This window comes from Streptomyces sp. NPDC097617 (assembly GCF_044761485.1).
Classification (GTDB): domain Bacteria; phylum Actinomycetota; class Actinomycetes; order Streptomycetales; family Streptomycetaceae; genus Streptomyces.
In genome coordinates this window covers 108,613-134,512 of sequence record NZ_JBIWCL010000021.1, presented here as the reverse complement: position 1 = coordinate 134,512, position 25,900 = coordinate 108,613, and the positions used below count along the sequence as shown (strand labels likewise).

Below are 25,900 nucleotides of genomic sequence, written 5' to 3'. Positions count from 1 at the left end.
CGGCGCGACGTCAAGGCCGTTCGACCGTCATGTTCTGTAGTGAACTGCGGTGCGGCCGCAGGTGATCGTCCTCGCCTCCACCAGTCGGCAGGACTGATCCCCACCTTCCGGAACCGGCCACGCGGACAGTGAGCGGCGTCGGCGGAATCGATTTCACTGGTTCCTGGCCCCGCGCCCCCGGGGCGTCCGGCGCAGGGGAGGCGTCCGCCGGTTGTGAGCGCGAGGCGGGCGCATGTACCGCTGGTCCCCGTTGACCGACGGCGACCGTCGCGAGCACTCCTGCGGAGGCTGGATGTCGGCGAGTAGATCGGCGTCGGCGGAACGACTCTCCGAGTAGATGCGCTGTGCGACCGAGGGCTGCTGGCCGTTGTGCGTCATGGCGGGGCGGCGCGGGCCGAGGTCACCGAGGCCGACCTCCTCGAGCTCGCCGCGCTGTGCGGCATGCTCGGTCCTCAACAGGTCGGCCGCTGAGCCGAGATCACCTCCGTCAACCTCAGCGCCCAGGTCGTCGGCGGCACCGGTGACGCCCCAGTGAACCCGCACGGCCGTGGCCAGGTGACGGTCGATCTCGTCCTGGCGAATCACCCTCGGCGCCGTCTGTATCCGCGATCCCGCTGCTCGGGCATCAGCGGCCCGTCTTCCGCCGCGTTGTGTGAGCGAGTATTTCTCGCCGAGATGAAGGCTGAGCACCACGAACAAGGCATAAGTGCTCGGATAATGACATAAAGCGATCATTAATGGGACTTTTGATCGAATGATCTGCCTGTCTGGATATGGTGCGATTACCGGACTGGCCTTGTGGTTCCCAGTTGCGGCGTCCATGGAGAGAGCGGCTGATTGCAGGGACATGTCAGACATTGATGTACCGGCACCGCGCCGGAAACCATCAAGAGCGACGGGGCTTGACCTGGCCAGGGCACTCACCGAGGTGTCGCAGGGCAGGCTCACCGGGGCGCTGATGGTGTCGGGGGAACCTGGAGGATCCTTCCACCTTCGGTGTGGCGTCCTCGTCGAAGTGGCTTCACCCGGCGCCCCGGGAGTCGAGACGCTACTCCTGCGCTCGGGCCGGGTGAGCGAGCTCGACTGGGCGTCGGTCACCCGGTCGTGTGCCGCGGACGGCCGCGTCGGGGCCGTGCTGATCGCCCAGGAACTGGTCGGCAGCGCGGAACTGCAGCTGATGTGTGTGATGGCCGCGCTGGACGGAGCCCTGGCCGTGGGGATGGGCCGCATCAACGACTTCACCTTCGACCGGGAGGCCCGCACCTGCCGCCTGGCTGCCCCGGATGGCATCGAACCGGAATGGCTGGTGGAGGAAGCGGGAAGGCGGATTCGGGTCCTGGGTGCTCTTGCGCAGTCCCTCTCTCCGTTCCGCAGCCGGCTTGCCCGGACCTATGCCGGCTCGGCATGGCTCGCCAACGCGGCTACCGGTGAGCGCAGGGAGATCCTGCTGCGGGCCAACGGCCGTCGCAGTGTCCGGGACATCGCCTTCCTGCTCGGCCGGAGCCTGTACGCCGTCACCGTCGAGGTCTCGCGGCTGATGGGCGAAGGCCTGATGGAGACGGTGGTCTCGGCCGATGCCCAGAGTCCTGCAGTACCGTCTTCGCCTCCCAATCCCGTCGGCAGCCAGCTCACGCAGACGCAGCTGCCGCAACGCCTTCCTGGTGCGAGCCGCATCACCGAGGTCACGGAGGTGCTGCCACTGAGGCCTGTGGCCGACCACTGGCAGCCCCCGCCGGCGCTCCTCGCCAAGTACAGGGCTCTCGGCGGAAACCGTTGAGCCCACTGACAGGTAACACCTTGAGTGCAACAGGAGATTCGTGACAACCAGGAATGCGCAACTTGCCACCGAGATGCGGGGGCTTCGGGACCGGGTCGTCGGCGTCACCGACGTTGTGGTGGCCTCCGTCGACGGTCTGCTGATCACGGCCGAGACCGACGACGTCGCGGATCCGGAGTGCCTGGCCGCGCTCACCGCGGCGACCCTCAGCATCGCCCGCCGCGCCGGGTCCATGACGAGCAAGGGGCTGCTCCACCACACCGTGTCGCGGTTCACCGACGGCTACCTCGTCGCCCAGGCCGTCGGCGACATGGCCCTGATCGGGGTGCTCGGCGACACGGGCCTGGACATCGGGCGCCTCCACGCCGAGACACAGGCCTCCCTGCAGCGCCTGAGCGCGCTGCTCACCTCGGCGAACACGCGACCCGCGGGCAGCTGACCGGTGCGCTGGAACAACAACACAGACAACGAAGGAGCACGATGAGCGGCGCAGGGCCCCATGGGAACCAGAGCATGTCCGAGCAGGTCGCGAGCCTGGTCAAGAGGATGCGTTCGGAGGTTCCCGACTGTGTGGCCGCAGGGGTCATCGACATGTCGACCGGCATGCTGCTGTCCGTGGAGACCGTCGACTCCCACCCGCCGGAAGTCCTCGACATGCTGGCGGCGGCGACGCTGGACCTCTTCCAGGGGCGCAACGTGGTGATGATCGAAGGAATCTTCAAGGAGCGCCGCGGGATCGTGAGCGACCGCCACTACTTTCAGGAGATCCTGGTCAACAGCGACAACCTGACCCACCTCTTCCTGCGGATCGACAGCGCCGACGAAGTGGTCGGCGTGGTCGTGTGCCGCAAGACCGTGAATGTGGGCATGCTGTTCGCGCAGGCCCGCCGGGTCCTGAGGGAACACGGTCACCTGTAGGTCGTGCCACGGGCGACGTTCCCCCGTGTCCTCCCCTCGTAGCGGGGAGTCGGGTACGGAATCCCGCCACTGATCACCCTTGGCCGGCTCCGGGCGGCCGGGGATGGCCGTCGAGTTGTTCCTCGACTGCCAGGTTGGGTTGCGTCAGGCTTTGTTCACGAGAGCCGGTACTTGTGAACAAAGCCAGTCAGAGGTCTGACACGGCCTGGATGGGCGGAGGGGTGGCCGAATGCCCTCACATAGAGGTGAGGGGCAGTCGGTGGAGAAGTTCATGCCGCGCTCTCAGGGATGTCCGTGGCCGAGCGGGTGGGCGTACTTCATGTCTACGCCCTGCCTCATCCGGGAGTCGACGACGAGTTCCTTGAGATGGCTCGGGCCTGTGGGCCGCTGATGGCGGACTATCCGATCGACCCGCAGTACCCGGGCTCCGAGGACGGAGAAGAGAGCGTTTCGGTGCCGTAGCGCCCCCTCCGGCACCCCAGTCAGCAGTCGGCGGGGCGTTCGGTGATCCAGCGGGCCGCGAAGAGTCCGGAGCAGGCGGTGAGTACGGCGGCCGCGATCACGGTGGCGTCGAGGCCGAAGGCGTCCGCGAGGATGCCGGCGACGAGGGCTCCGGCTGCGTAGCCGATGTCGCGCCAGAAGCGGTAGGTGCCGAGCGCGTTGGCTCGCCAGGCGGGGTGGGCGTGGTCGGAGACGGAGGCGATCAGGGCCGGGTAGACCATCGCGGTGCCCAGGCCGAGGAAGATGGCGGAGAGGACTCCGGCGAGCAGGGGCCGGTCCAGGAGGGCGAGGGCGAGGACGAAGCCGACGGATTGGACCAGCATGCCGGTGACGATGAGGGGTTTGCGGCCGATGCGGTCGGCGAGGTGGCCGGTGGGGATCTGGCCGAGGCCCCACAGGATCGGGTAGAGGCCCTTGATCAGGCCGACGGCGGCGAGTCCGAGTCCGTGGTCGGTGAACAGGAGGGGGAAGACGCCCCAGGTGAGGCCGTCGTTGAGGTTGTTGACCAGGCCGGCCTGGCTGGCGCCGCGCAGCGATCGGTTGTGCCAGGACGTCCGGGCGAACGTGGCCTTCAGGCCGGTGGCCTCGCCGGTGGGCAGGGGCTTGGAGTGGTGGGCGAGTTCGAGGGCGACGTGGGCGGCGGTGTCGCGGACGACGAGGGAGAGGGCGAGGCCGGCGGCTACGAAGACGACGCCGATGAGTTCGGGGACCGGGCGCAGGCCGTAAGTGGTGGCGAGGTAGCCGGTGAGGAGGGCGGTGACCCCGACGGCGGTATAGCCGGCCGCCTCGTTGAGGCCGGTGGCCAGGCCTCGGCGGGCGGGGCCGACGAGGTCGATCTTCATGTTGACGGTCATCGACCAGGTCAGGCCCTGGTTGAGGCCGAGGAGGACGTTGGCGGCGACGATCCAGCCCCAGGACGGTGCCCAGGCGAGGGCGAAGGGGACGGGTATACCGATCAGCCAGCCGGTGATCAGGAGTTGCTTGCGGCGGAAGCGGGCGGTCAGGGCGCCGGCGGCGAGGTTGGTCAGCGCCTTGGTGGTGCCGAAGGCGATGATGAAGGAGAAGACGGCCAGGCCGCTGGTGAGGCCGAAGGTCTCGGTGCCGATCAGAGGGACGGTGGTGCGCTCCAGGCCGACGAGGCCGCCGACGCAGACGTTGACGACGACGAGCAGGGTGAACTGGAGCCGGTTCTCCCGCAGGCCCAGGCGTACGGGGCGCCCGGCCGCATCGATGGGTGCGGCGGACGGAGCGTTCACGCGTTCCCACCCTGGGCGAGCTGCCGGCCGGTGGCCGCCGCGTAGTCGGCGGGCCCGCCGTCGAGGACGGCGACGCCTTTGTGGCCGGCACGTTCGAGGAGGCTCGCGGCGGTCATCGCCCGCTCGCCGTGGCCGCAGGCCACCACCGCTCCCTTGGGTGCGTCCAGGGCTGCAGCTGCCAGGCCGCCCAGCTCGATGTGGACGGATCCGGGGACGTGCCCTGCTGCGAACTCCGCGTCCTGCCGGACGTCGAGGTAAGGGCGGCCAGCGGCCTGGTCGGCCTTGACGAAGGCGGTGGTGGACTGTGCGTTGCCGTCTGCCAACCAGGCCGTCATGCCTCCGGTGAGGCGGCCGGCGAGCCGCTCGTAGCCGATCTTGTACGCCTGCCACACGATCTCGGCGAGGTCCTGCTCGTCGCCTACGACGAACGCGACGGGGGCGGTGTCGGGCAGGAGCCAGCCCAGCCAGGTGGCGAACTGCCCGCGCAGCGGGATCGAGAGCGACCCGGGGATGTGGCCGGCCGCGTAGTCGGCTGCCGGGCGTACGTCGACCACCTGACCGCCGTCGGCCAGGAGGGCCTTGACCTGCCCGGCGTCGAGGGCGGGCAGCAGCGGGGCGGCGGTCAGGACCGCGGGTCCGCGCCGGTTGGCCTCCGCGAGGCGGTCGAAGTAGTCCGGGTAGGTGCCCAGGCCGGCGACGAGCTGCCGGACGAAGGTGTCCTCGTCGGGGGCGGCGAGCAGCGGGTTGGTCCGCTTCTGGGCGCCGATGGTGGAGGTGCGCTCGTCGCTCTGTACGGCGGAGCAGAAGGAGCCGGCCCCGTGGGTGGGCCAGACGGCGGTCGCGTCCGGGAGCTCGGCCAGGCTCCGGAGTGATCGGTACTGGGCGCGGGCGAGTTCTTCCGTCCGGTGGGCGCCGAGCAGGTCGGTGCGGGCGGCCGAGTTCACGATCATCGAGCCGCCGGTGAAGACGCCGAGTTCCCGGTGGCCGTCGAGGAGCAGGAAGGACAGGTGCTCGTCGGTGTGGCCCGGGGTGGCCAGGGCCCGGAGTGTCAGGCCGCCCAGGTCCGTCTCGTCCCCGTCGCCGAGGGGGGTGTGGGGGAAGGCGCGGTGCCCGGTGGCGGAGGCCAGTACCCGGGCACCGTCGTCGTGGGCGAGCTGTACGGCGCCCGAGAGGAAGTCGGCGTGCAGGTGGGTGTCGGCGGCGAACGCCACGCGCAGTCCGCGCCGGGCGGCGGCCGCCCTGAGGGCCTGGAGGTCGCGGCTCGCATCCACGGCGAGGGCCCGTCCGTCCCCGAGGTCGACGAGGTAGGCGCTGTTGCCCAGTCCCTGGTCGACCAGGGGTATCAGGTGATCATCTGTGAAGCTCATGGCGTGCCCTTTCACCTATGACGAGCATGCGGCGGCAGACTCGGCCCCGCTCAATTACAATAATCCATAGATCTTTGGAGGAAGCAATGTCGGATGCCGTCACCAGCCCCGCGAAGGCCGCGCTCTACGAGGCCTTCGCCGCCACCGGTAAGGCCCTGGCCAGCGGAAAGAGACTGGAGCTGCTTGATCTCCTCGCCCAGGGCGAGCGCACTGTCGATGCCCTGGCCAAGGCCGCCGGGCTGAACCTCACCACCGCCTCCGCCCACCTCCAGGCCCTCAAGCAGGCCGGGCTGGTCGCCACCCGCCGCGACGGCGTGCGCATCCACTACCGGCTGGCCGGGGAGGACGTCGCCGCGCTCTACGCCCTGCTGCGCAAGGTCGCCCACGCCCATCAGGCGAAGGTCGAGCCCGCCCGCACCGCCTACCTCGGCGACGAGCCCGGCCCCGAGGTCACGCGCGAGCAGCTGCTCGCCCGCGTCGAGGCGGGGGATGTGGTCGTACTGGACGTCCGGCCGGTCGAGGAGTACGCGGCCGGCCACATTCCGGGTGCCATCTCCATCCCCGTCGCCGAACTCGCCGACCGGATCGGTGAACTCCCCGACGGAGTCGAGGTCGTGACCTACTGCCGGGGCGAGTACTGCGTCATGGCCCACGACGCCGTACGCCTCCTCGGCGACCGTGGCCGAAAGGCGGTCCGGCTCAGCGACGGCATGCTCGAATGGCGTCTCGCCGACCTCCCCGTCACCGCAGGAGCCGAGGAATGACCCTCCCGCCCCACCCCGGCCTCGCCGAAGGACCGGTCTACCTGGACTACAACGCCACCACTCCGGTCGACCCGCGGGTCGCGGAAGCGATGGCGCCGCACCTGACCCACTTCTTCGGCAACCCGTCCAGCAGCCACCCCTACGGATCCGAACTCCGAAGCGCCCTCGCTGCCGCCCGCGCGCAGGTCGCCGCCCTCATCGGCGGCCGACCCGAGGAGCTCGTCTACACCGGCTCCGGCTCGGAGGCCGACCTGCTCGCCCTGCGCGGCGCGGTCCTCGCCGCCGGCCGCCCCCACCCGCACGTGATCACCCAGGCCACCGAGCACCCGGCGGTACTGGAGACCTGCCGCGCACTCCAACGCCTCCACGGCGCGCGGATCACGATCCTGCCCGTGGACCGCGTGGGCCTGGTGAAACCGGCCGACCTCGCGGAGGCGCTCACCGACGACACGGTCCTCGTATCGGTCATGGCCGCCAACAACGAGACCGGCGCCCTCCAGCCCGTCGCCGAACTCGCCGACCTCGCCCACGCACGGGGCGCGCTCTTCCACTGCGACGCCGCCCAGGCGGCGGGCAAGGTCCCCTCGACGTCCAGGCCCTGGGCGTGGACCTCCTCACCATCGTCGGCTGCGGCTGTCGCTGGGCCGGTGGACCACGCAGGCCGAGATCGAGACGGCGGCCACACTGCTCGTCGCCGCAACACGGTGAACCGGCCTTCGGGCACTTCGCCCGGCCGGCGCCCCTTCACCCCCCCCGTGCCACCGTGATGCCCACCGCCACAGGGTGAGGTCCGGCTGATGTGTGAACACTTTGTTGCAGGACTGTCCGCCCCCGCTGCCCCCGGTCGATACTGGCCCGGCGCCAGGCTAAGGAGCGGGGTAGGTGGAGTGGACGTTGCCGGCCGGGCTGATGGCCGGTCTGCTCATCGCGGTCGTGACGGCTCCGGTCGGGGTTTCGGGTGCCGTGTTCCTCCTGCCGGTGCACTTGAGCGTGTTCGGAGTGCCGTCTCCGGCGATCACCCCGACGAATCTGCTGTTCAACGTGGTGGCCGGGCCGGGTGCCCTGTGGCGGTACCGCCGCGACGGAGCCCTGCGAGGCAGCCTGGCCCGCCGCCTCGTCGCGGGCACCCTTCCGGGCGTCGTCCTCGGCGCCGCGATCCGCGTCTACGCCCTTCCCGGCCCCGGCGTCTTCCGACTCCTGATCGCCGCCCTGCTGCTCCCCCTCGGACTGTGGCTGTGCCTCCGCACTCTCGTCCCGTCCCGAGGTCGTACCACCGCGCCCGCGGAGCCGTCCCCGGGCGCCCTCACCACCCTGGCCGTGGCGGTGGGCGTGGTCGGCGGGATCTACGGGATCGGCGGCGGTTCCCTCCTCGGCCCATCCTGGCCGCCCGCGGGCTGCCCCTGACGCGGGTGGCGCCGGCGGCCCTCGCCGCGACCTTCGCCACCTCGATCGGCGGCGCCGCCACTTACGCCGTGCTGTCCCAGGTCAGCACCGGGGACATCGCCCCCGACTGGTGGCTCGGCCTGGCGTGCGGCGTCGGAGGCCTGGTTGGCGGCTACCTCGGCGCGCGCCTCCAGCCACGGCTGCCCGAGACCGCGCTGCGCCTCCTGCTCGGCACCCTCGCCGCAGCCCTCGGCGCGCTCTACGCGCTCCAGGCCCTTGCCTGAGCGGACCGCCGGGGGCGGGGCGGTGTCTGCCGCTCGGACGGAGCCATCTCGTGTTCACTTCGATCGCCTATCGTCTGCGCGGTCCACAAGAGCCATGAGCGGCACAGCCACCAGGAGAGACGACGTTGAGCAGCACCCCCACACCCGTGCCCGGGGTCCCGGAGCAGCTTCAGCGGCGCCTGGGGGTGTCGGACGCGGTGCTGATCGGGCTCGGCTCGATGATCGGCGCAGGCATCTTTGCCTCCCTCGCCCCTGCCGCCCGGGCCGCAGGCTCCGGACTGCTCCTCGGCCTGGCCGTCGCGGCGGTCGTCGCCTACTGCAACGCCACCTCCTCCGCCCGCCTGGCCGCCCTCTATCCGGCGTCCGGCGGCACCTACGTCTACGGCCGCGAACGACTGGGCGAGTTCTGGGGCTACCTGGCCGGCTGGGCGTTCGTCGTGGGCAAGACGGCCTCGTGCGCGGCCATGGCCCTGACCGTCGGCTCCTATCTCTGGCCCGGTCAGGCCCACGTGGTCGCGGTGGCCGCGGTGGTGGCGCTGACCGCGGTGAACTACGCGGGCGTGCAGAAGTCGGCGCTGCTGACCAGGGTCATCGTTGCTGTGGTTCTGGCGGTCCTCGCCGCGGTGGTGGTCACCTCGCTGACCTCTGGTGAGGTGGACGCGGCGCGGCTGGACGTCGGCTCGGACGCCTCCTTCGGAGGCATCCTGCAGGCGGCGGGGCTGCTGTTCTTCGCGTTCGCCGGCTACGCCCGGATCGCCACCCTGGGGGAGGAGGTCCGCGATCCGGCCCGCACCATCCCGCGGGCTGTCCCGCTCGCGCTCGGCATCACCCTCGTCGTGTACGCCGCCGTCGCCGTGTCGGTGCTGCTCGTCCTCGGCCCTGACGGCCTCGCGGCTGCCGAGGCGCCGCTGACGGAGGCAGCCCGGGCGGCGGGAGCGGACTGGCTGGTCCCGGTCGTACGGGTCGGTGCGGCGGTCGCGGCCCTGGGCTCGCTGCTCGCCCTCATCCTCGGCGTCTCCCGGACCACCCTGGCCATGGCCCGTGACCGCCACCTGCCCCACGCCCTGGCCGCTGTCCACCCGAAGTACAAGGTCCCGCACCGGGCCGAACTCCTCGTCGGCGCCGTCGTGGCCACCGTTGCCGCGACCGGAGACGTCCGCGGGGCGATCGGCTTCTCCTCGTTCGGCGTGCTCGCCTACTACGCCGTGGCCAACGCCTCTGCCTTCACCCTCAGTCCGGCCGAGGGTCGCCCGGCCCGGGTGATTCCCGTCGTCGGCCTGGCGGGCTGCCTCGTCCTCGCCTTCGCCCTGCCGCTCTCCTCCGTCCTGACCGGGGCCGCGGTACTCGGCCTCGGTGCCGCCGCGTTCGGGCTCCGGCGAGCACTGGCCCGGCGGGCGTGACAGCCGCCCGCAGTCAGGTGACTCTCAGGCGTTCGACTTGGCGTCGATCTCGGCGATGAGTCCCTCGATGAGGCCCTTGATCGCGTCGCGGATGGGGCGGACGGCCTCGACGCCCTGGCCTGCCGGGTCTTCGAGCTGCCAGTCGAGGTAGGTCTTGCCGGGGAAGTACGGGCAGGCGTCGCCGCAGCCCATGGTGATGATGTAGTCGGAGGCTTGGGCGGCCTCGGGGGTGAGGACCTTGGGCTTCTGGTCGGAGATGTCGATGCCCAGCTCGGCCATGGCGGCGACGGCGGAGGGGTTGATCTGCTCGCCGGGCACGGAGCCGGCGGAGCGGACCTCGACGCGGTCGCCGGCGAGGTGGCGCAGGAACCCGGCGGCCATCTGGGAGCGGCCCGCGTTGTGGATGCAGACGAACAGGACGGAGGCGGCAGGAGCGGAGGACATCTGTTCTTCCTTGGGGCGACGCGACCATCGTGGACACGGAGGGGCTTGTACGGGCTGGTATCAGCCTCGACTGATGTGAAAGTATCAGCCCATGATGATGTCAGTCGACACTGATCTGATCCGGGTTCTGGCCGACCCGCTCAGGCTCAAGATCGTGACCCTCCTCGCCCAGGAGACGCTCTGCACCACCCACCTCATGGAGGAGACGGGTGCCAAGCAGACGAACCTCTCCAACCACATGAAGGTGCTGCGCGAGGCCGGGGTCGTGGAGACGGAGCCCTGCGGGAGGTACATCTACTACCGCCTGCGCCCGGAAGTCATCGAAGCGCTCGCCGGTCAGTTCGCCGACCTCGCCCAGGCCGCCCGCGCCACTGCCGAGGCGAACCGCAAGCGGTCCTGCCCCTAGCCTTCGCGGCGCGTCCGCCCTGCCTCACCTGCCAGAGGAGAACCAGCTGTGACCGCCACCGAGCCCGTCGGCACCCCGATACCTGCTGACGTGCGCCGGCCTGAACCCGGCGTGACCTCGGCCCGTACCCCGCTGATCGCCCGTGCCGCCGCCGAGCTGGTCGGCACCGCCGCCCTGGTCGCGATCGTGGTCGGCTCCGGGATCCAGGCCACCGAACTCACCGACGACGTGGCCCTGCAGCTGTTGGCCAACTCCACCGCCACCGTCTTCGGGCTCGGCGTTCTGATCACCCTCCTCGGGCCGGTGTCCGGCGCGCACTTCAACCCGGCCGTGACGCTGGCCGAGTGGTGGACCGCCCGCCGCGGCGGTGCCGGCGTCAACGCCCGCGAGCTCGCCGTGTACGTCCCGTCCCAGACCGCCGGGGCGATCGCGGGCGCGATCCTCGCGGACGCGATGTTCGGTGAGCCGCTGGTGAAGTGGTCCACGCACGACCGCTCGGCCGGCAACCTGCTGCTCGGCGAAGTCGTCGCCACAGCCGGCCTGATCCTGCTGGTCTTCGGCCTGGCCAAGACCGACCGGCTCCGCTTCGCGCCCGTCGCGGTCGCCTCCTACATCGGCGCCGCGTACTGGTTCACCTCCTCCACCTCCTTCGCCAACCCGGCCGTCACGATCGGCCGCGCCTTCACCGACACCTTCGCGGGCATCGCCCCGGCATCGGTGCCGGGATTCATCGCCATGCAGCTCATCGGCGCCGTGGCCGGCCTGGCCCTGGTGTCGGTCATCTTCATGCGTGGCAAGACAGAGCAGAGGCGGCGCTCGGCATGACGCAGCGCACGGACGTGGTGGTCGTCGGGGGCGGCCAGGCCGGGCTCGCCGCCGGATACCACCTGCGCCGCCTGGGCATCGAGCACGTCATCCTCGACGCCCAGGCGGCGCCCGGCGGCGCCTGGCAGCACACCTGGGACTCGCTGCGCCTGTTCTCGCCTGCCGCCTACTCCTCTCTGCCGGGCAGGCTGATGCCGGTGCAGGGGGGCCAGGTCCATCCCGACGCTGCGCACGTGGTGTCGTACCTGGCGCACTACGAGAAGCGGTACGAGCTGCCCGTCCAGCACGGCGCGTGGGTCTCGGCCGTCCACCGCGACAGCACCTTCCTGCGGGTCGAGACGGATTCCGGTGACTGGCGGGCCCGCGCCGTCATCAGCGCCACCGGCACCTGGACCCGCCCCTTCCTGCCCGCCGTCCCCGGCCGCCGCGCCTTCACCGGCCGGCAGATCCACACGGTCCAGTACCGAACTCCTGACGAGTTCGCCGGGCAGCGCGTGATCGTGGTCGGCGGAGGGAACTCGGGCGCGCAGATCGCCGCCGGCCTCACCGGCCACGCCCAGGTGACGTGGGTGACCCAGCGGCCCCCGCGATACCTGGCCGACGACATCGACGGCCGCGCCCTCTTCGACCACGCCACCGCCCGCCGCCGTGCCCTGGACGAGGGAAGCGGCGACACCGGTGGTGTGGCCTCCCTCGGTGACATCGTCGCCGTCCCACCCGTACGAGCGGCCCGTGACGCGGGACTCCTGGCGGCGAAGTCGATGTTCACCCGTCTCACCAGGTCCGGTGTCGAGTGGGCCGACGGCAGCCGGCAGGACGCCGAGGCGGTCATCTGGTGTACCGGCTTCCGGCCGGCGCTCGCTCACCTCGCCGGCCTGCGGCTGCGGGGTGGACGAGGGCACATCGCCACAACCGGCACGCAGTCCGCTGCGGACCCGAGGCTGCACTTCCTCGGGTACGGCGACTGGACCGGCCCCGCCTCCGCCACCCTCATCGGTGTCGGCCGACCCGCCCGCGAAGCAGCCCGCAGCATCCGCGGCCTACTGGCCTGACGCCCGCGCGCCCACGCTGGAGGGCGCAGCCTTGCGCGTTGGTGTTCGTCGGGGGCTACGGCGCTCCAGCAGGACGACGTCCCTCCATGCGCCGTGGTGGCGTCCGATGCGCTCGCGGGTGCCGATGACCCGGAAGCCTGCGCGCTGGTGGAGGGTGAGGCTGGCGGTGTTCTCGGGGAAGAGCCCGGACTGGATCGTCCAGATCCCCGCCGCCTCCGTGGAGGCGATCAGCGCGTTCAGCAGGCTGCGGGCAACACCGTGGCCGCGGGCCTCTGGGTGGACGTAGACGGAGTGCTCGACCACCCCGGCGTACGCGCCCGGTCGCAGACCGCGCTCGCCGCCACCCAGCCGAGCACTGACTTGTCCTCGTCGAGCGCGACGAAGCGGTGCTCGGCCAGTTTCGCCGTGTCGAACGCCGCCCAGTCTGGGGCAGTGGTCTCGAAGGTGGCGTTGCCCTCGTCGATGCCGGCCTGATAGATCGCCAGGATCTGCTCGGCATGCTCGGGCAGTAGCGGAAGGATGTTCACTGCGGTCATGCTGCCTTCGCTGCGCCGGCCAGCAGCGCGCCCATGGCGGCGATGACGGAAGGCTCGACCCGGTAGTACACCCAGGTTCCGCGCCGCTCGGAGGACAGCAGCCCGGCTTCCTTCAGCTTCTTCAGGTGGTGCGAGACGGTCGGCTGCGAGACCCCGACATCAGAGATGTCGCAGACGCACGCCTCCCCGCCCTCGTGGGAGGCGACGGCGGAGAACAGGCGTAGGCGCACGGGGTCGCCCAGAGCCTTGAACATCTTGGCCGCGGCCTCGGCTTCGTCCGCCGACATCGGACGCTCGTTCAGCGGCGGGCAGCACGGCACAACGGCCTCGGGCTCCACGAGCGGCAACACCTTCACATTCGACATACGTCTATGTTGACACATGTCGAACTAGTGCAGGAAGGGTGCCTTGGTTGTGTGCCGGGCGACGGTCAAGCGCCGAACAGCTCGTCGTTCGAGGACAGGCCGCGTCGAGGCCTTGGTCCGGTTCGGCGAGGTGGGGCAGGTCGGGACGGTAGTCCTCCCCTCGATTCGGAACCTACGGCGTCGGCTGTGACCTGGACGCCCCGCCGGCCGACGCAGATAGCGGCATCCAGGCGTGCGGCGTAGCGGGCGAGGTGGGCGACGAGCGGACCCTGGCGCGGGCAACGGTCCGGATTTCCGCCGAGCGTCAGGCCCGGCGAGCTGAACCGGGTCGGCGAGGGCAGGGTCGGGCCGTCGTGTTGGCGCGGCCGCGACCCCACCGCCAGTCCGACGCCTCCAGGAGTGCCAGCGCCACACCCCGCCTGAACAGCGCGCGTGTGGCGGCAGGGCCGGACTGCCCGCCCGGGACGGCCGTGATTGCCGCGTGATCCCCGACAGCCCCAAGAATTTGATGAACGTCTATGTTGACGACTGTCGAAGCAGGTGCCATGCTGATCACGCAAGCCATCGACAGACATCGAAACAACCGGGAGACGATCGTGAACGCGCCTGCCACCACCGACCTGCCCGTCGTCGTGATCGGGGCCGGCCCCGCCGGACTGGCGGCTGCCGCCCACCTCGAAGACCGAGGCCTGGACTTCCTCGTCCTGGAGGCCGGCCCGCACGCCGGAACCGCCACCCGCGACTGGGCCCACGTACGCCTCTTCTCCACCTGGGGCGAGGTCGTCGACCCGGCCGCCGAAAAGCTCCTCGCCCCCACCGGATGGATCACGCCCGACCCGGCCACCTACCCCACCGGCGGGGACTGGGCCGAGCGCTACCTCCAGCCCCTCGCCGACGCCCTCGGCGACCGCGTCCGCTACGGCGCCCGCGTCACCGGCGTCTCCCGCACCGGCCGCGACCGCATCGTCGACGCCGACCGCGACACCCAGCCCTTCCTCATCCACATCGAGACCGCCGACGGCCGCGATGAGCGCGTCTTCGCCCGTGCCGTGATCGACGCCTCCGGAACCTGGTCCGCCCCCGGCCCGGCAGGCGGCAGCGGACTGCCCGCCCTCGGCGAGAAGGCCGCCGCCGACCGGATCACCTACCGCGTCCCCAACCTCAAGGACCCGGCCGTCCGCGGCCGGTACGCGGGCAGGCGTACTGCTGTGATCGGCTCGGGTGCCTCCGCCTTCACCGCCCTCGCCTACCTCGCCGCCCTCGCCGAGACCGACGAAGGGGCCGGTACCACGGCACTCTGGGTGCTGCGCCGCGGCATCTCCGGCTCCACCTTCGGCGGCGGCGAAGCCGACCAGCTCCCCGCCCGCGGCGCCCTCGGCCTGGCCGCCAAGGCCGCCGTCGACAACGGGTACGCCGAAGCGGTCACCGGTTTCCGCACCGAGGCCGTCGAGCGCGACGCCGACGGCCGCCTGGTCCTCGTCGGCGAGGACGGCCGCCGTCTCGACGCGGTCGACGAGGTCATCGTCCTGACCGGTTTCCGCCCCGACCTCACCTTCCTGAACGAGCTGCGCCTCGGCCTCGACGAGCGCCTGCAGGCCCCGGTTGAGCTGGCGCCCCTGATCGACCCGAACCAGCACTCCTGCGGCACCGTCTACCCCCACGGCGTCAACGAGCTGTCCCACCCGGAGAAGGACGTCTACCTGGTCGGCATGAAGTCCTACGGCCGCGCCCCGACCTTCCTCGCCATGACCGGATACGAGCAGGTCCGCTCCATCGCCGCCCACCTCGCCGGCGACCAGGAAGCCGCCGAGCGCGTCGAGCTGACCCTGCCCGAGACCGGTGTCTGCGGCGGCGCCGGCCTCTTCGACCAGCCCGCCACCACCGAACCGACCGGCGGCGGCTGCTGCGCGGCCCCCACCACCCTCACCATCGGCGCCCCCGCCTCCTCCGGCGGCTGCTGACCCACATGACCAACGCCAAGGCCAGCGTGGTCGCGACCGGGACGGGGGTCCGGTCGCGGCCACGCGTAGTCCTGCCCGCCCTGTGTGTCACACAGATCACCAGCTGGGGTGTCCTCTACTACGCCTTCCCCGTCCTCAACCCCACCATCACGAAGAACACCGGCTGGCCTGTGGGAGCGACCACCGCCGCGTTCTCCGCCGCCCTCATCGTCTCCGCCATCGTCGGCATCCATGTCGGCCGCGTCCTGGACCACCGCGGACCCCACGCCGTCATGACAGCCGGATCCGTCCTCGGCCCCCTCAGCCTCCTCATCGTGGCCGCCGCCCCCAACCTAGCCGTCTTCACCTCGGGATGGCTCTTGGCCGGCGCGGCGATGGCCGCGACCTTCTACCAGCCTGCCTTCGCCGCCCTCACCCGCTGGTGGGCCCCTGACCACATCCGCGCCCTCACCATCGTCACCCTCGCCGGCGGACTCGCCTCCACCGTCTTCGCACCCCTCACCGCCCTCCTCGCCGACCACCTGTCCTGGCGCGGCACCTACGCAGTCCTCGCCGGCATCCTCGCGGCCGTAACGGTTCCGATCCACGCCCTCGCCCTCCGAGCCCCATGGCCTGCAGCCCCTCCGAGCCCGCCGCACATCACCGGTGGCCACGAACACGTCGTGCGCAGCCGGGCGTTCTGGACGCTGGCCGTCACCCTCACCCTGTCCGCCTTTGCGATGTACGCCGTCGTCATCGGCCTCGTTCCCCTCTTCCTCGAACGCGGCTTCACCACCACTCAGGCGGCGTGGGCCTTGGGTCTTGGAGGGGCGGGGCAGACCCTCGGCCGCACCCTGTACGCGACCCTTGCCCGCCGCCTCGGCGTCACCGCCCGCACCGTCAGCCTCATCGCACTCGGCGCCCTCACCACCGCAGCCCTCGCCACCGTGGCAGGCCCCTATGCCGTACTCGTTGCCGTATCCATCCTCGCCGGGGTCGTCCGGGGAAACCTCACTCTGCTCCAGGCCACCGCCGTCACCGACCGCTGGGGAACCACCCACTACGGCCGCCTCTCCGGACTCCTGGGAGCGCCCTCCCATGCGGCAGCGGCCCTCGCCCCCTTTGCCGGCGCGGTCCTGGCTGGGCCCCTCGGCGGATACCCCGCACTGTTCGCGCTGCTCGCCGTACTGTCGATTGCTGCCGTCATCACAGCCCTCGGGGCCCGCACGAAACAGACCGAAGGAACGCCCCACCTACAGCAGCGACAGGACCAGGATGGCGGGGCGGTAGGAGGCCTGGACGCTGCGCACGCTCCGCAATTGCCTCGTCAACCAGCGTCCACAAGGACTTGCCGTCCGACGCGGCCCGAGCGATGCCGAGGACGCTGCGACCAGGCGGCGTCATAGCAGGCTTCCTTCGAGGAGCGGGCCGGTCTCCAGGAGTCGCAGCAGGTCCGTCGGTGCATCGGCGACGGCGGGGGCCGGGGCACTCGGGGTGCCGTAGCCCCAGCCCGCGTGAACGTACGAGACGCCGGCGCGTCGGGCTGCTTCCTGTTCCAGCAGGTGCGCCTCGGCATGGGGGAGGGCCTCGGCGGGCTGGTCGCGGAGGCCGCCCGCCCCTACTCCACCGGCGACTGCCGCGACGACCCGCGCTTCCGGCACACCGCGACGATCGACACCGCCGTCACGGAGGAGGGCCTGCGGGCCATCCTCGGCGTACCGCTGCGCCTGGGCACCCGGGTGATCGGCGTCCTGTACGCGGCCGACCGCACCGCCCGTACCTTCACTCCCGACGAGGTCGCCCTGCTGTCCTCGCTGGCCGACCACGCCGCCATCGCCATCGACGGCGCCCGCCTGCTGGACGAGACGCGTACCGCGCTCGTCGACCTCAACGAGGCCTCGCGGACCATCGAGGCGCACAGTGAGGCCATGCGCCGGGCCGAGGACGCCCACGACCGGCTGACCGACCTGGTGCTGCGGGGCGGCGACGTCGGCGACGTGGCCACCGCCATCGGTGCCGTCCTGCAGGGCGGCACCCTCATCCACGACGGCGAAGGGGCCGAACTCGCCCGGGCGGGCACCGACTGCGGGCCACCGCCCGCCGAGGCCGTCGCTGCGTCACGGGCCGGCGGACGGGCCGTCTGCGCGCACGGCACCTGGGTGTGCGCGGTCCTCGCCGGGCACGAACTGCTCGGCAGCATCGCCCTGACCGGCCGTGCCGACCTCGGCGACGCCGACCGCCGCCTCTTCGAGCGCGCCAGCCTCGTCACCGCCCTGCTGCTGCTCCTGCGCCGCTCCGTGGCCGAGACGGAGGACCGGGTACGGGGTGAACTGCTGGGCGACCTCCTCACCCGGGCCGCCGACCCGGCGCGGCTGTCGGCGAGGGCGCTGCGGCTCGATGTGAACCTGGGCCACCCGCACGCGGTATTCGTCCTGCACACCGGTGCCGTGCCCCGGCCCCGGCTGCTGGCCGCGGCCGCCCGCCTCGCCCAGGCGCGCAAGGGACTGGCCGGACTGCACCACGAGGACGTCGTCCTCGTGTGCCCCGCCGGGTCGCCCGGTGCGGGCCCCGGCCCCGTCAAAGACCCCGGCAGCGGCCCCGGCCCCGACACGGGTCCCGGTCCGGTCGCCGCGAGCCTCGCGGCGGGGCTGGGCCAGGCCCTCGCGGGTCCCGTCACCGTCGGCGCCGCCGACCCGGTCACCGGCCCCGCGGAGTTCGCCGGCGCCTACGCCGAGGCCCGCCGCTGCCGGACCGCACTGCGCGCCCTGGGCCGCGAAGGCACCGGAGCCGCCCTGCGCGACCTGGGCTTCCTCGGCGTGCTGCTCGGCGACCGGACCGACCGGACCGACCGGACACACCTGGGCGGCTACGTGCGGCAGACCCTGGGCCCGGTCCTCGCGTACGACGCGAAACGCGGCACCGACCTCACCCGCACGCTCCGGGCCTACTTCGACATGGGCACCAGCCAGTCCCGGGCCGCCGAGGCCCTCCACGTGCACGTGAACACCGTCGTGCAGCGCCTGGACCGGATCGGCAGCCTGCTCGGCCGCGACTGGCAGCGTCCCGAGCGGGCACTGGAGCTCCAACTCGCGCTGCGGATCCACCGCGTGAACGGCCAGGACGAGCCCGACCCCGCAGACTTCGCGGCGTAGCCTGCGGGAACGCGGTCCAGCTGGCAGGGTGGAGGGCATGTGCGGCCGTTACGCTTCCACTCGCAGTCCCGCTGACCTGTCCGGCCTCTTCGAGGCCACGCCCCCGGATCCGGGGCACGTGCTGGAACCGAGCTGGAACGTCGCCCCCACCGATGCCGTGTGGGCGGTGCTGGAGCGCGCCGACCGGGAGAGCGGGGTGCTGGAGCGGCAACTGCGCCCCCTGCGCTGGGGACTCGTCCCCTCGTGGTCGAAGAGCCTGTCCGGCGGCGCCAAGATGATCAATGCGCGGGTGGAGACGGTGCACGAGAAGCCCGCCTACCGGCGCGCTTTCGCCAAGCGGCGTTGCCTGCTGCCCGCCGACGGGTTCTACGAGTGGGAGCCCGTCCCCGCCGCCGGCTCCGTGAAGGCGTACAAGCAGCCCTACTTCATCCGCCCCGAGGGCGGCGAGGTGATGGCGATGGCCGGGCTGTACGAGTTCTGGCGCGACCCCGCCGTCACTGACGACGACGATCCTGCGGCCTGGTGGGCGACCTGCACCATCATCACCACCGAGGCCACCGACGCGGCCGGCCGCGTCCACCCCCGGATGCCGCTGGCCCTGGCCCCGGCCGACTACGAGGCCTGGCTCGATCCGTCGCACCAGGACCCGGACGGGCTGCGCGCGCTGCTCGCCGCTCCGGCGGGCGGCCGGCTGGACGTCCGCGCGGTGTCCACCGCCGTCAACAACGTGCGCAACAACGGCCCCGAGCTCCTGGCCGCGCCCCCCGCTTCGGGGCGCTGACCTCCCGCCGTCCTTCCCGGCACGGCCCGTCGCGCCCTGCGTGCACCCTGAGCGCGGCATGAGCGCGGCATGGCGAAGTAAAGAAATATTGACACGGTGTCCTGATTCCTTGACACTGTCGATGTCGGGTTTTCTTTACATGGGAGTGGCAGTGGCAGTCGAGGAAAAACGTGCGTGGATCATGATCGTGGTCACGGTCGTGTCGTACGGGGCGTATCTGGCCGTCGTTCTCGGACGCTCCGGGGGCGGGCCCCTGACCGAGCAGCCGTACGCCGCCGCGCTGCTGTGGACGGTCGGTGCGGCGATCGTCGCCTCGATCGCGCTCCACATCGCCGTGTCGCTGATCTCGCCCGAGGAGGGCAAGGTCAAGGACCAGCGCGACCGGGAGATCCACCAGTTCGGCGACCACATCGGACAGTCGTTCGTCGTGATCGGAGCCGTGACCGGGATGCTCCTGGCGATGGCCGGGGCGGACCAGTTCTGGATCGCCAACGCGATCTTCCTGGGGTTCGTCCTGTCGGCGCTGCTCGCCTCCACGGCGAAGATCGTTTCCTACCGGCTGGGCTTCCACCCGTGGTGAGGCCCACCCGGGTCACCAACAGCATCCGGGCCCTGCGCTTCGCCAACGGCGAGCTGACCCAGGCCGAGCTCGCCCGCCGGATCGGTGTGACCCGCCAGACCGTCATCGCCATCGAACAGGGCCGCTACTCGCCTTCCCTGGAGAAGGCGTTCGAGATCGCCCGGGTGTTCCGGGTACCGCTCGACACCGTGTTCCAGTACACCGCCACCGAAGGAGACGACTCATGAAGGCCATCGTCCAGGACATATACGGACCGCCCGCGGTCCTGCGGCTCGAAGAGGTGGACCGGCCGGCGCCGGGCCGCGGCGAGGTCCTCGTACGGGTGCACGCCGCCGGCGTCGACCAGGGCGTCTGGCACCTCATGGCCGGCATGCCCTACGCGGTCCGAGCCGTGTCCGGCCTGCGCACACCCAGGACGCGCGTGCGCGGCATGGACGTCGCCGGGGTGGTGGAAGCCGTCGGTCCCGACGTCACCCGCTTCCGGCCGGGGGACGAGGTGTACGGCAACTGCTACGGGTCGTTCGCCGAGTACGCCCGCGCCAAGGAGGGCGCCCTCGCACCCAAGCCGGGCAGCCTCAGCTTCGAACAGGCCGCAGTCGTGCCCGTCTCCGGCTGCACCGCCCTGGGCGCCGTACGCGACAGCGGACGGGTCGAAGCCGGACAGAGCGTGCTCGTCCTCGGCGCCTCCGGCGGCGTGGGCAGCTTCGCCGTGCAGGTGGCCAAGGCCTACGGGGCCCACGTCACCGGAGTGTGCAGCACCACCAAGACCGACCTCGTGCGCTCCCTCGGCGCCGACGAGGTCCTCGACTACACGCACGAGGACCCGATCGACGGCAGCCGCCGCTACGACGTCATCCTCGACATCGCGGGCAACCGCCCCATCGCCCGGCTGCGCCGCGCCCTCACCCCGCGCGGAACCCTCGCCATCGTCGGCGGCGAGGGCGGCGGCAACTGGATCGGCGGCAACGAGCGCCAGCTCGGCGCGATGCTGCTGTCACCCTTCGTCGGCCACCGGCTCCGCGCCCACGGCACCCTGGTGCGCAGCCGCGACCTGGAAGCCCTCACCGAACTCATCGAGGTCGGTTCGGTGACCCCCGCCGTCGACCGGACCTACCCGCTCGCCGAGGTGCCCGACGCCATCCGCTACCTGAGGGACGGCCACGTGCGCGGCAAGGTCGCCATCCGGCTATGAGGCGTCGAACCTGATGCGGGCGGCGACCGGCAGGTGATCGCTGCCCGTGGCGGGCAGCGTCCGGACCTCGGACGCGGTCGCCGAGCGGGTCAGGACCTGGTCGATCCGGGCGACCGGCAGGGCCGCGGGCCAACTGAGCGCGAGCCCCCGCCGCGGCACGCGCAACCGGGAGGTCAGCGGTGCGAGACCCCGGTCGTCCACCGTGCTGTTGAGGTCGCCCAGCAGGACCACCCGCTCCACCTCCTCGGCGACGACGGCCGCGCCCAGCAGCCGCGCGCTCTCGTCCCGCGGCCCCGAGCCGAAACCGCTCGCCCGGAAGCGGACCGAGGGCAGGTGCGCCACGTACACCGCGATCTCGCCCCCGGGCGTGCGCACCCCGCAGCGCAGCCCGCGGTTCCAGCCCTCCTCGATGCCCGCGGGCCTGATGTCCACGCGGCGGACGCCGGTGAGCGGATGCCGCGACCACAGTCCGACCGTGCCCTCCACCGCGTGGTACGGGTATGCGGGCGCCAGCGCCGCCTCGTAGGCCGGCAGCGCGGAGGGGGTCACTTCCTCCAGGGCGATGAGATCCGGCGCGGACGCCGTCAGGGCGCGCGCGGTGCCCGCGGGGTCGGGGTTCTCGTCACTCACGTTGTGCTGGACCGCCGTGATGTCGTGGGGGCCGCGGTCCGCGGGCAGCAGCAGCCCGCCGAAGAGGCCCGCCCAGGCCGCCGCGGGCAGCAGCACGGCCACCAGCGCGGTCACCGAGCGGCGCACCAGCGCCGCCACGAGCAGGACCGGGACCGCGAGGCCCAGCCAGGGAAGGAAGGCCTCCAGCAGACTTCCCAGGCGGCCCACGGCATTGGGAACCGAAGAGTGGAACACCAGCAGGGCGGCCGTCACCACGGCGAGCGCCGCGAGAACGCGTCCCCGCGTCCGGGCGGTTCGGCCCCGCGCGTCCGTGCCCCACTGCCACCGGGCGCCGCGCCGTGCACCGCTCCCCGCCACGTCCACCACCGGTGCCCCGCCCGTCTGCCGCGGACCGCTCGCCGTCCCGCGTCCCGTACGACGCCCGAGCGGGCGGCAGGGTTCCCGCCGGAGCCCGTGTGGAAGAGTGATCGTCCGGGGTGGCGGCCGCACCGGGCCGTCCGGAGCGAGAGGACGGGAGACTCCCATGGGTGCTGCACGGGTCGCGGTCGTGACGAGCAAGGGAGGCGCCGAGGTGGACGCGGACCTTCCGCTGATCCTCGCGGCGCTGAACGCGGCGGGCCTGTCGGCGCAGGCGGTGGCCTGGGACGCGGACCGGCCCCAATGGGACGGGTACGACCTGGCGGTCATCCGGTCGACCTGGGACTACGCGGACCGGCTGGCGGAGTTCCTGGCCTGGGCGGAGGCCACGGAGCGGGTCACCCGGCTGTGGAACCCGGCTCCTCTGGTGCGCTGGAACAGCGACAAGCGCTACCTGCTGGAGCTCGCGGGGCGCGGAATCCCCGTCGTACCGACCCGGTTCGTCGAACCGGGCGGGAGCTGCGACGCGCAGGACTTCGACGGGCCGCACGGAGTGGTGGTCAAACCCGCCGTCTCCTCGGGCGCACGGGACACCGCACGCTACGAGCCCGGCCGCGGGGCGGACGCCGAGCGCCACGCGCGGATGCTGCTGGACCAGGGGCGCACCACGATGGTCCAGCCGTACCTGCCGCTCGTCGCGGAGGGGGAGCGCGCCCTGGTCTTCTTCGGCGGGGTGTTCAGCCACGCGATCCGCAAGCAGCCCCTGCTGACGGAGGCGGGGCTGATCGACAACTTCAGAGTGCCGCACCCCTGCGCCGCGCCCTACGAGCCCACCGAGGCCGAGCTCCGTACGGCGCGGGCGGCGCTGGCCGCGGTTCCCGCCCCGGGCGACCTGCTGTTCGCCCGGGTGGATCTGGCACTCGACGAGGACCGTGAACCGGTGCTCATGGAACTGGAACTCATCGAGCCGAACCTGTTCCTCCGCATCAACCCGCAGGGGCTGGAGCGCTTCGCCGAGGCGGTCGCGGCCGCGCTGACCTCGCCCCGGTAGCTCACGGCGCGGCGCTCCGGCCCGGCAGCGGGCACGGGGCCGTCTCTTTCGGACCTCAGCCGAGCCGGTCCAGCCGGACGCGCCGGCGGCGGCGGAGCAGAAGACCCACGGCCGCACCGGCCACGGCCGTCACCGCGACACCCGCGGTCGTCCACCACAGGGCGTACCCCTCGGAGTCGGAGGCCGGGTCCGGTGCCTGCGCGGAGGACGCGGCCGGGGCCGAAGCGGGGGAGGCCGAGGCAGACACAGCCGACGACGGCGCGGCGGACGGCGTGACGGGGGACGTCGCGGAGGCGACCGGAGCCGGGTCCACCACGGGTACGGCCACCTCGAGGTCGCCGTGCCCCAGGGCCGGGAAGCCCACGTCGACACTGACCTTCCACGAACCCGGCGGCAGTGCCTCGGCCGTGGTCCAGCCCGCGGGCGCCGCGGCGGGATCGCGGACCAGGCGCCAGGGCCCCATGGTGCGGGTGCCGTCGACACTGGCCGCGTTCACGGTCGCGGCGACGTTCTCGTCGATGGCGTCCCCGTCGTTCTCCCAGGTGACGTCGGCGGTGACATGGCCCTCCCGTTGCCCGGTCACCACCACCTTCACGGTGTCTCCGTGGGCGTGGGCCGCGGCGGGGAGCGCGAACATGAGGCCGAGTGCGGCCAGGGCGGCCGAGAAAACGATTCGTATGCGCATCGTCGGGGTGCTCCGGTCAAGATGAGGGGTGCCGGCGGACGGCCGCGCGGTGCGGCCGTCCGCCGGGGTGGTTTCACGCCGTCAGGGCGTCAGGGTGTGCTGCGCCATGGCAGTGATCAGCCGGACTTCTGCAGGGTCCAGGCCTGCGTCGCACGGCCGTCGGCACGCTGGAGGTCCAGCAGCCAGTACCCGTAGTAGGGGCGGCTGCTGACGGTGAGGGCGAAGCCGCCGCTCGCGTCCGTCACGGTCACCGCGCCACCGCGCGAGGTCAGCTTCCAGGCCTGCGCCTTGTTGCCGTTGCCGCAGGGCTGCTGGGAGACCCACATCCCCGCGGCGGGGGTGCCGCCCGGCTGGAGGCACTTGCCGGAGGCCGCGGACTTGATGCGCACCTGGCCGCTGCCCGCGTCGTCGAAGTACCACTGCTGCTGGGCGTAGCCGTTGGTGCGGCCACCGACGAGGACCGTCCCGTCGGCGGTGCGGCCGCCCCAGACCTCCGCGGCCATGCCGGTGCTGCCGTTGCCGAGCACGTAGCGGGTGCCCGGGGTGGTCGCGCCGCCGCCCGCACCCGTCGTACGGAAGGACGCGGCCTTGCCGGCTCCGCTGTCACGGCCGGCGCTGTCGCGGACCGAGACGGTGACCTTGTACGCGGTGTTGGGCTGCAGGTTGTAGATGCGGAGCACCTGGGACTGGACCCACGTCAGGTGCTTGCCGTTCAGCTGCACCGCGTACCAGGCGGCGCCGTCGACCTTGGGCCAGCTCACGACCACGGAGTCGGACTGGATCTGGGCCGCCGTCACGGTCGGTCCGCCGGTGGGCTTCTTCGTCGGCGTCGGCGTGGGCTTCTTGGTGGGCGTCGGGCCGGGGTTCGGACCCGGGTCCGTGCCGCCGCCGTTGCTCTTCATCAGGAACTGGTTGTCGGCGATGTTCCAGTGCGTGGCCAGGTAGCTGCCGGCCTTGGGACTGGTGTGGAAGTAGTCGTCGTGGTTGCAGTCCAGGATGTTCTCGGCCGCCTGGTTGGTGCAGATGTTGCGCATCTGCGGGTAGTACGGCGTGTCCGAGTAGCACATGACGTCGTACTCGTCCGTGCAGTGCGCGCCACGGCTGGTGTTCGGGGCGCTGTTGTTGACCGCGCCCAGGTTGTGGCCGAGTTCGTGCGCGGCGGTGTGACCGCCCCAGCAGCCGGAGTCGGTACGCCCGTAGGAGGGACCGAAGTTGCTCTGGTTGGCCTGGCCGGGCCGTTCGTCGCCCGCGAAGGTGCCGATGCCGCAGTAGACCTGGGTGTCGGCGAAGATCATGTACTTGCGGTCGCGACGGTCGAGGCCCTTGCCGGCGAGCGCGTTGTTGGTCGCGCTGAACTCGGCCAGTGCCGAGGCCGGGAGCTCGATGTTGAGCACGGTGGGGGTGCAGTCGGCGGCCGTCACATAGCGGATGTGACGTACTCCGCCGGTCTCCTTGGCGCTCGCCGAGTAGATGAGGTCGGCGTCGGCCGCCCACTTGCGGAACGAGGCGACGTACTCGGAGTAGCGGTCCTTGCCGGGCGCGTGGACGTAGACGACCTGTACGCGGTTGCCGGTGCTGCCGTCACCTTCGCACTGGACGGTCTGGCCCGCGGGGCCGGCTGCGACGTTCTGGCTGCCGGCCGCGGCCGCCGGTGCGGGCGCGGCGGCCTTGGCGGACTGGGCGTCGGCCGCGGGCGCGTCCTGAGGACGCCCGCCGCCTTCCTTGCTGGCCGGGTCGGCGGCCGCGGGGCTGGCCGGATCGGCCGCCGGAGCGCTCTCCTTGACGGCGGGTTCGATGTCCTTGGTGATGTCGACGCCCTTGGGCGGGGCGTCGGGGCCGTGGGTGCACAGCCCGGCGTCGGTGCGGTAGACACCCACGCACCGGTCGCCCTTCGGCGCGGCCGCGAGGCCGTCGTAGATCATGCCGCGCGCGGTCTCGTTGGAGGGCGCGGCCGCGATCGGCTCGGGCTCCTGGTCGCGCGCGGGTGCGGCGGCCGGTGCCTCGGCGGCGGCCTGCACGGGCGCCGCCGCCTGGGCGCCGTCACCTATTCCGGAGTACGCGATGCCTGCGGCTATCAGACCCGCCGCCGCGGTGGCGGCGGTGACGAGTATCAACCGCCGGGGTTTGCGGCGGTGGTCGGCGGCGGCGGCAGGCCGTCTGCGACGTCCTGTCATGGGCACCTCAAATCGTTGTCGGAAGACTGGGTGCGCGGAAGCCTGCCAGACGAATGCTTAGGAGAATTCGGACAAACGGG

Annotated in this window: 24 protein-coding genes and 3 pseudogenes; 18 read left to right on the top strand and 9 right to left on the bottom strand. The window is 72.0% G+C overall.

The annotated features are described in order from the left end of the window. Positions 1–153: 153 nt before the first annotated feature. Complete coding sequence (locus ACIQZO_RS28810) at positions 154–585, bottom strand: hypothetical protein (protein ID WP_403631509.1); 432 nt, start codon at positions 583–585, stop codon at positions 154–156. A gap of 547 nt (positions 586–1,132) precedes the next feature. Here ACIQZO_RS28810 and ACIQZO_RS28805 point away from each other — a divergent pair. The 3 genes from ACIQZO_RS28805 (at position 1,133) to ACIQZO_RS28795 (ending at position 2,695) form a co-directional block, all read left to right on the top strand. Further along, the gene (locus tag ACIQZO_RS28805; protein ID WP_403631508.1) at positions 1,133–1,777 is read left to right on the top strand and encodes a hypothetical protein; all 645 of its coding nucleotides are present in this window, start codon (positions 1,133–1,135) and stop codon (positions 1,775–1,777) included. Between the two features lie 40 nt (positions 1,778–1,817). Beyond that, positions 1,818–2,216, top strand: a complete 399-nt coding sequence (locus tag ACIQZO_RS28800) for a roadblock/LC7 domain-containing protein (protein WP_403631507.1) — start codon at positions 1,818–1,820, stop codon at positions 2,214–2,216. A gap of 74 nt (positions 2,217–2,290) precedes the next feature. Then, on the top strand, positions 2,291–2,695 hold the full coding sequence (locus ACIQZO_RS28795; protein ID WP_403631506.1) for a hypothetical protein: 405 nt from the start codon (positions 2,291–2,293) through the stop codon (positions 2,693–2,695). Between the two features lie 482 nt (positions 2,696–3,177). Here the strand turns inward: ACIQZO_RS28795 and ACIQZO_RS28790 are convergent, their stop codons facing one another. Together ACIQZO_RS28790 and ACIQZO_RS28785 are read right to left on the bottom strand one after the other, a co-directional pair. Further along, positions 3,178–4,452, bottom strand: a complete 1,275-nt coding sequence (locus ACIQZO_RS28790) for an MFS transporter (RefSeq protein WP_403631505.1) — start codon at positions 4,450–4,452, stop codon at positions 3,178–3,180. Continuing rightward, complete coding sequence (locus ACIQZO_RS28785; RefSeq protein WP_403631504.1) at positions 4,449–5,819, bottom strand: rhodanese-like domain-containing protein; 1,371 nt, start codon at positions 5,817–5,819, stop codon at positions 4,449–4,451. Before ACIQZO_RS28785 ends, ACIQZO_RS28790 begins: the two co-directional genes overlap by 4 nt. A gap of 86 nt (positions 5,820–5,905) precedes the next feature. On the opposite strand from ACIQZO_RS28785, the gene ACIQZO_RS28780 reads away from it, so the two are divergent. From ACIQZO_RS28780 to ACIQZO_RS28765, 4 genes and pseudogenes are all read left to right on the top strand, one after another. Further along, positions 5,906–6,583, top strand: a complete 678-nt coding sequence (locus ACIQZO_RS28780) for an ArsR/SmtB family transcription factor (protein ID WP_403631503.1) — start codon at positions 5,906–5,908, stop codon at positions 6,581–6,583. Then, a complete protein-coding gene (locus ACIQZO_RS28775) occupies positions 6,580–7,350 on the top strand; it encodes a cysteine desulfurase family protein (protein WP_403631502.1) in 771 nt (256 codons plus the stop codon). Before ACIQZO_RS28780 ends, ACIQZO_RS28775 begins: the two co-directional genes overlap by 4 nt. Positions 7,351–7,492: 142 nt before the next feature. Then, a pseudogene (locus ACIQZO_RS28770) lies at positions 7,493–8,250 on the top strand (TSUP family transporter). Between the two features lie 125 nt (positions 8,251–8,375). Continuing rightward, positions 8,376–9,650, top strand: a complete 1,275-nt coding sequence (locus tag ACIQZO_RS28765) for an APC family permease (protein ID WP_403631501.1) — start codon at positions 8,376–8,378, stop codon at positions 9,648–9,650. Positions 9,651–9,674: 24 nt separating this feature from the next. Here ACIQZO_RS28765 and ACIQZO_RS28760 read toward each other — a convergent pair whose 3' ends face one another. Further along, complete coding sequence (locus tag ACIQZO_RS28760; RefSeq protein WP_109782626.1) at positions 9,675–10,094, bottom strand: arsenate reductase ArsC; 420 nt, start codon at positions 10,092–10,094, stop codon at positions 9,675–9,677. Between the two features lie 91 nt (positions 10,095–10,185). Between ACIQZO_RS28760 and ACIQZO_RS28755 the strand changes: the two genes are divergently transcribed. From ACIQZO_RS28755 to ACIQZO_RS28745, 3 genes are read left to right on the top strand one after another with little or no spacing between them, the layout of a single operon-like run. Beyond that, entirely contained in the window at positions 10,186–10,500 is a 315-nt protein-coding gene (locus ACIQZO_RS28755; protein WP_403631500.1) for an ArsR/SmtB family transcription factor, read from the top strand. Positions 10,501–10,548: 48 nt separating this feature from the next. Next, a complete protein-coding gene (locus tag ACIQZO_RS28750) occupies positions 10,549–11,325 on the top strand; it encodes an aquaporin (protein WP_403631499.1) in 777 nt (258 codons plus the stop codon). Further along, positions 11,322–12,377 carry an ArsO family NAD(P)H-dependent flavin-containing monooxygenase gene (locus ACIQZO_RS28745; protein ID WP_403631498.1) on the top strand — a complete coding sequence of 352 codons (1,056 nt, stop codon included), beginning with the start codon at positions 11,322–11,324 and terminating at the stop codon, positions 12,375–12,377. The genes ACIQZO_RS28750 and ACIQZO_RS28745 overlap by 4 nt, the downstream gene beginning before the upstream one ends. Here the strand turns inward: ACIQZO_RS28745 and ACIQZO_RS28740 are convergent. Together ACIQZO_RS28740 and ACIQZO_RS28735 are read right to left on the bottom strand one after the other, a co-directional pair. Beyond that, positions 12,366–12,913, bottom strand: a pseudogene (locus tag ACIQZO_RS28740) (GNAT family N-acetyltransferase). The gene ACIQZO_RS28745 and the pseudogene ACIQZO_RS28740 sit on opposite strands and share 12 nt — an antisense overlap. After that, a complete protein-coding gene (locus ACIQZO_RS28735) occupies positions 12,910–13,278 on the bottom strand; it encodes an ArsR/SmtB family transcription factor (RefSeq protein WP_403631497.1) in 369 nt (122 codons plus the stop codon). The pseudogene ACIQZO_RS28740 and the gene ACIQZO_RS28735 overlap by 4 nt, the downstream one beginning before the upstream one ends. Positions 13,279–13,874: 596 nt before the next feature. On the opposite strand from ACIQZO_RS28735, the gene ACIQZO_RS28730 reads away from it, so the two are divergent. The 7 genes and pseudogenes from ACIQZO_RS28730 to ACIQZO_RS28700 all read left to right on the top strand — a co-directional run bounded on the left by ACIQZO_RS28730 (position 13,875) and on the right by ACIQZO_RS28700 (position 20,923). After that, entirely contained in the window at positions 13,875–15,239 is a 1,365-nt protein-coding gene (locus ACIQZO_RS28730) for an FAD-dependent oxidoreductase (protein WP_403631550.1), read from the top strand. A gap of 5 nt (positions 15,240–15,244) precedes the next feature. Further along, positions 15,245–16,624 (top strand): MFS transporter, encoded by a 1,380-nt coding sequence (locus tag ACIQZO_RS28725; protein WP_403631496.1) that lies wholly within the window; start codon positions 15,245–15,247, stop codon positions 16,622–16,624. Positions 16,625–16,771: 147 nt separating this feature from the next. Then, positions 16,772–18,370: pseudogene (locus ACIQZO_RS28720) on the top strand (helix-turn-helix domain-containing protein); the annotation flags it as partial. Positions 18,371–18,407: 37 nt separating this feature from the next. After that, complete coding sequence (locus ACIQZO_RS28715) at positions 18,408–19,151, top strand: SOS response-associated peptidase (protein WP_403631495.1); 744 nt, start codon at positions 18,408–18,410, stop codon at positions 19,149–19,151. A gap of 151 nt (positions 19,152–19,302) precedes the next feature. Further along, complete coding sequence (locus ACIQZO_RS28710; protein ID WP_403631494.1) at positions 19,303–19,731, top strand: hypothetical protein; 429 nt, start codon at positions 19,303–19,305, stop codon at positions 19,729–19,731. A 23-nt stretch (positions 19,732–19,754) separates the two neighbouring features. After that, entirely contained in the window at positions 19,755–19,958 is a 204-nt protein-coding gene (locus ACIQZO_RS28705) for a helix-turn-helix transcriptional regulator (protein WP_403631549.1), read from the top strand. Continuing rightward, on the top strand, positions 19,955–20,923 hold the full coding sequence (locus tag ACIQZO_RS28700) for an NAD(P)-dependent alcohol dehydrogenase (RefSeq protein ID WP_403631493.1): 969 nt from the start codon (positions 19,955–19,957) through the stop codon (positions 20,921–20,923). The genes ACIQZO_RS28705 and ACIQZO_RS28700 overlap by 4 nt, the downstream gene beginning before the upstream one ends. Here ACIQZO_RS28700 and ACIQZO_RS28695 read toward each other — a convergent pair. Beyond that, positions 20,918–21,808, bottom strand: a complete 891-nt coding sequence (locus ACIQZO_RS28695; protein ID WP_403631548.1) for an endonuclease/exonuclease/phosphatase family protein — start codon at positions 21,806–21,808, stop codon at positions 20,918–20,920. The two genes, ACIQZO_RS28700 and ACIQZO_RS28695, sit on opposite strands and share 6 nt — an antisense overlap. A 268-nt stretch (positions 21,809–22,076) precedes the next feature. Between ACIQZO_RS28695 and ACIQZO_RS28690 the strand changes: the two genes are divergently transcribed. After that, complete coding sequence (locus ACIQZO_RS28690; protein WP_403631492.1) at positions 22,077–22,961, top strand: RimK family alpha-L-glutamate ligase; 885 nt, start codon at positions 22,077–22,079, stop codon at positions 22,959–22,961. Positions 22,962–23,016: 55 nt separating this feature from the next. Here ACIQZO_RS28690 and ACIQZO_RS28685 read toward each other — a convergent pair whose 3' ends face one another. Further along, on the bottom strand, positions 23,017–23,646 hold the full coding sequence (locus ACIQZO_RS28685; protein WP_403631491.1) for a hypothetical protein: 630 nt from the start codon (positions 23,644–23,646) through the stop codon (positions 23,017–23,019). A 116-nt stretch (positions 23,647–23,762) separates the two neighbouring features. Further along, positions 23,763–25,820 carry an RICIN domain-containing protein gene (locus tag ACIQZO_RS28680; RefSeq protein WP_403631490.1) on the bottom strand — a complete coding sequence of 686 codons (2,058 nt, stop codon included), beginning with the start codon at positions 25,818–25,820 and terminating at the stop codon, positions 23,763–23,765. Between the last annotated feature and the right edge of the window lie 80 nt (positions 25,821–25,900).

What these genes read in the sequence shown, in the direction of transcription:
- ACIQZO_RS28690 (WP_403631492.1), top strand. Translation starts at nt 22,077, where the DNA reads ATGGGTGCTGCACGGGTCGCGGTCGTGACGAGCAAGGGAGGCGCCGAG.
- ACIQZO_RS28785 (WP_403631504.1), bottom strand. Translation starts at nt 5,819, where the DNA reads ATGAGCTTCACAGATGATCACCTGATACCCCTGGTCGACCAGGGACTG.
- ACIQZO_RS28715 (WP_403631495.1), top strand. Translation starts at nt 18,408, where the DNA reads ATGTGCGGCCGTTACGCTTCCACTCGCAGTCCCGCTGACCTGTCCGGC.
- ACIQZO_RS28725 (WP_403631496.1), top strand. Translation starts at nt 15,245, where the DNA reads ATGACCAACGCCAAGGCCAGCGTGGTCGCGACCGGGACGGGGGTCCGG.
- ACIQZO_RS28735 (WP_403631497.1), bottom strand. Translation starts at nt 13,278, where the DNA reads ATGTCGAATGTGAAGGTGTTGCCGCTCGTGGAGCCCGAGGCCGTTGTG.
- ACIQZO_RS28755 (WP_403631500.1), top strand. Translation starts at nt 10,186, where the DNA reads ATGATGATGTCAGTCGACACTGATCTGATCCGGGTTCTGGCCGACCCG.
- ACIQZO_RS28700 (WP_403631493.1), top strand. Translation starts at nt 19,955, where the DNA reads ATGAAGGCCATCGTCCAGGACATATACGGACCGCCCGCGGTCCTGCGG.
- ACIQZO_RS28780 (WP_403631503.1), top strand. Translation starts at nt 5,906, where the DNA reads ATGTCGGATGCCGTCACCAGCCCCGCGAAGGCCGCGCTCTACGAGGCC.
- ACIQZO_RS28685 (WP_403631491.1), bottom strand. Translation starts at nt 23,646, where the DNA reads ATGCGCATACGAATCGTTTTCTCGGCCGCCCTGGCCGCACTCGGCCTC.
- ACIQZO_RS28745 (WP_403631498.1), top strand. Translation starts at nt 11,322, where the DNA reads ATGACGCAGCGCACGGACGTGGTGGTCGTCGGGGGCGGCCAGGCCGGG.
- ACIQZO_RS28760 (WP_109782626.1), bottom strand. Translation starts at nt 10,094, where the DNA reads ATGTCCTCCGCTCCTGCCGCCTCCGTCCTGTTCGTCTGCATCCACAAC.
- ACIQZO_RS28775 (WP_403631502.1), top strand. Translation starts at nt 6,580, where the DNA reads ATGACCCTCCCGCCCCACCCCGGCCTCGCCGAAGGACCGGTCTACCTG.
- ACIQZO_RS28680 (WP_403631490.1), bottom strand. Translation starts at nt 25,820, where the DNA reads ATGACAGGACGTCGCAGACGGCCTGCCGCCGCCGCCGACCACCGCCGC.
- ACIQZO_RS28795 (WP_403631506.1), top strand. Translation starts at nt 2,291, where the DNA reads ATGTCCGAGCAGGTCGCGAGCCTGGTCAAGAGGATGCGTTCGGAGGTT.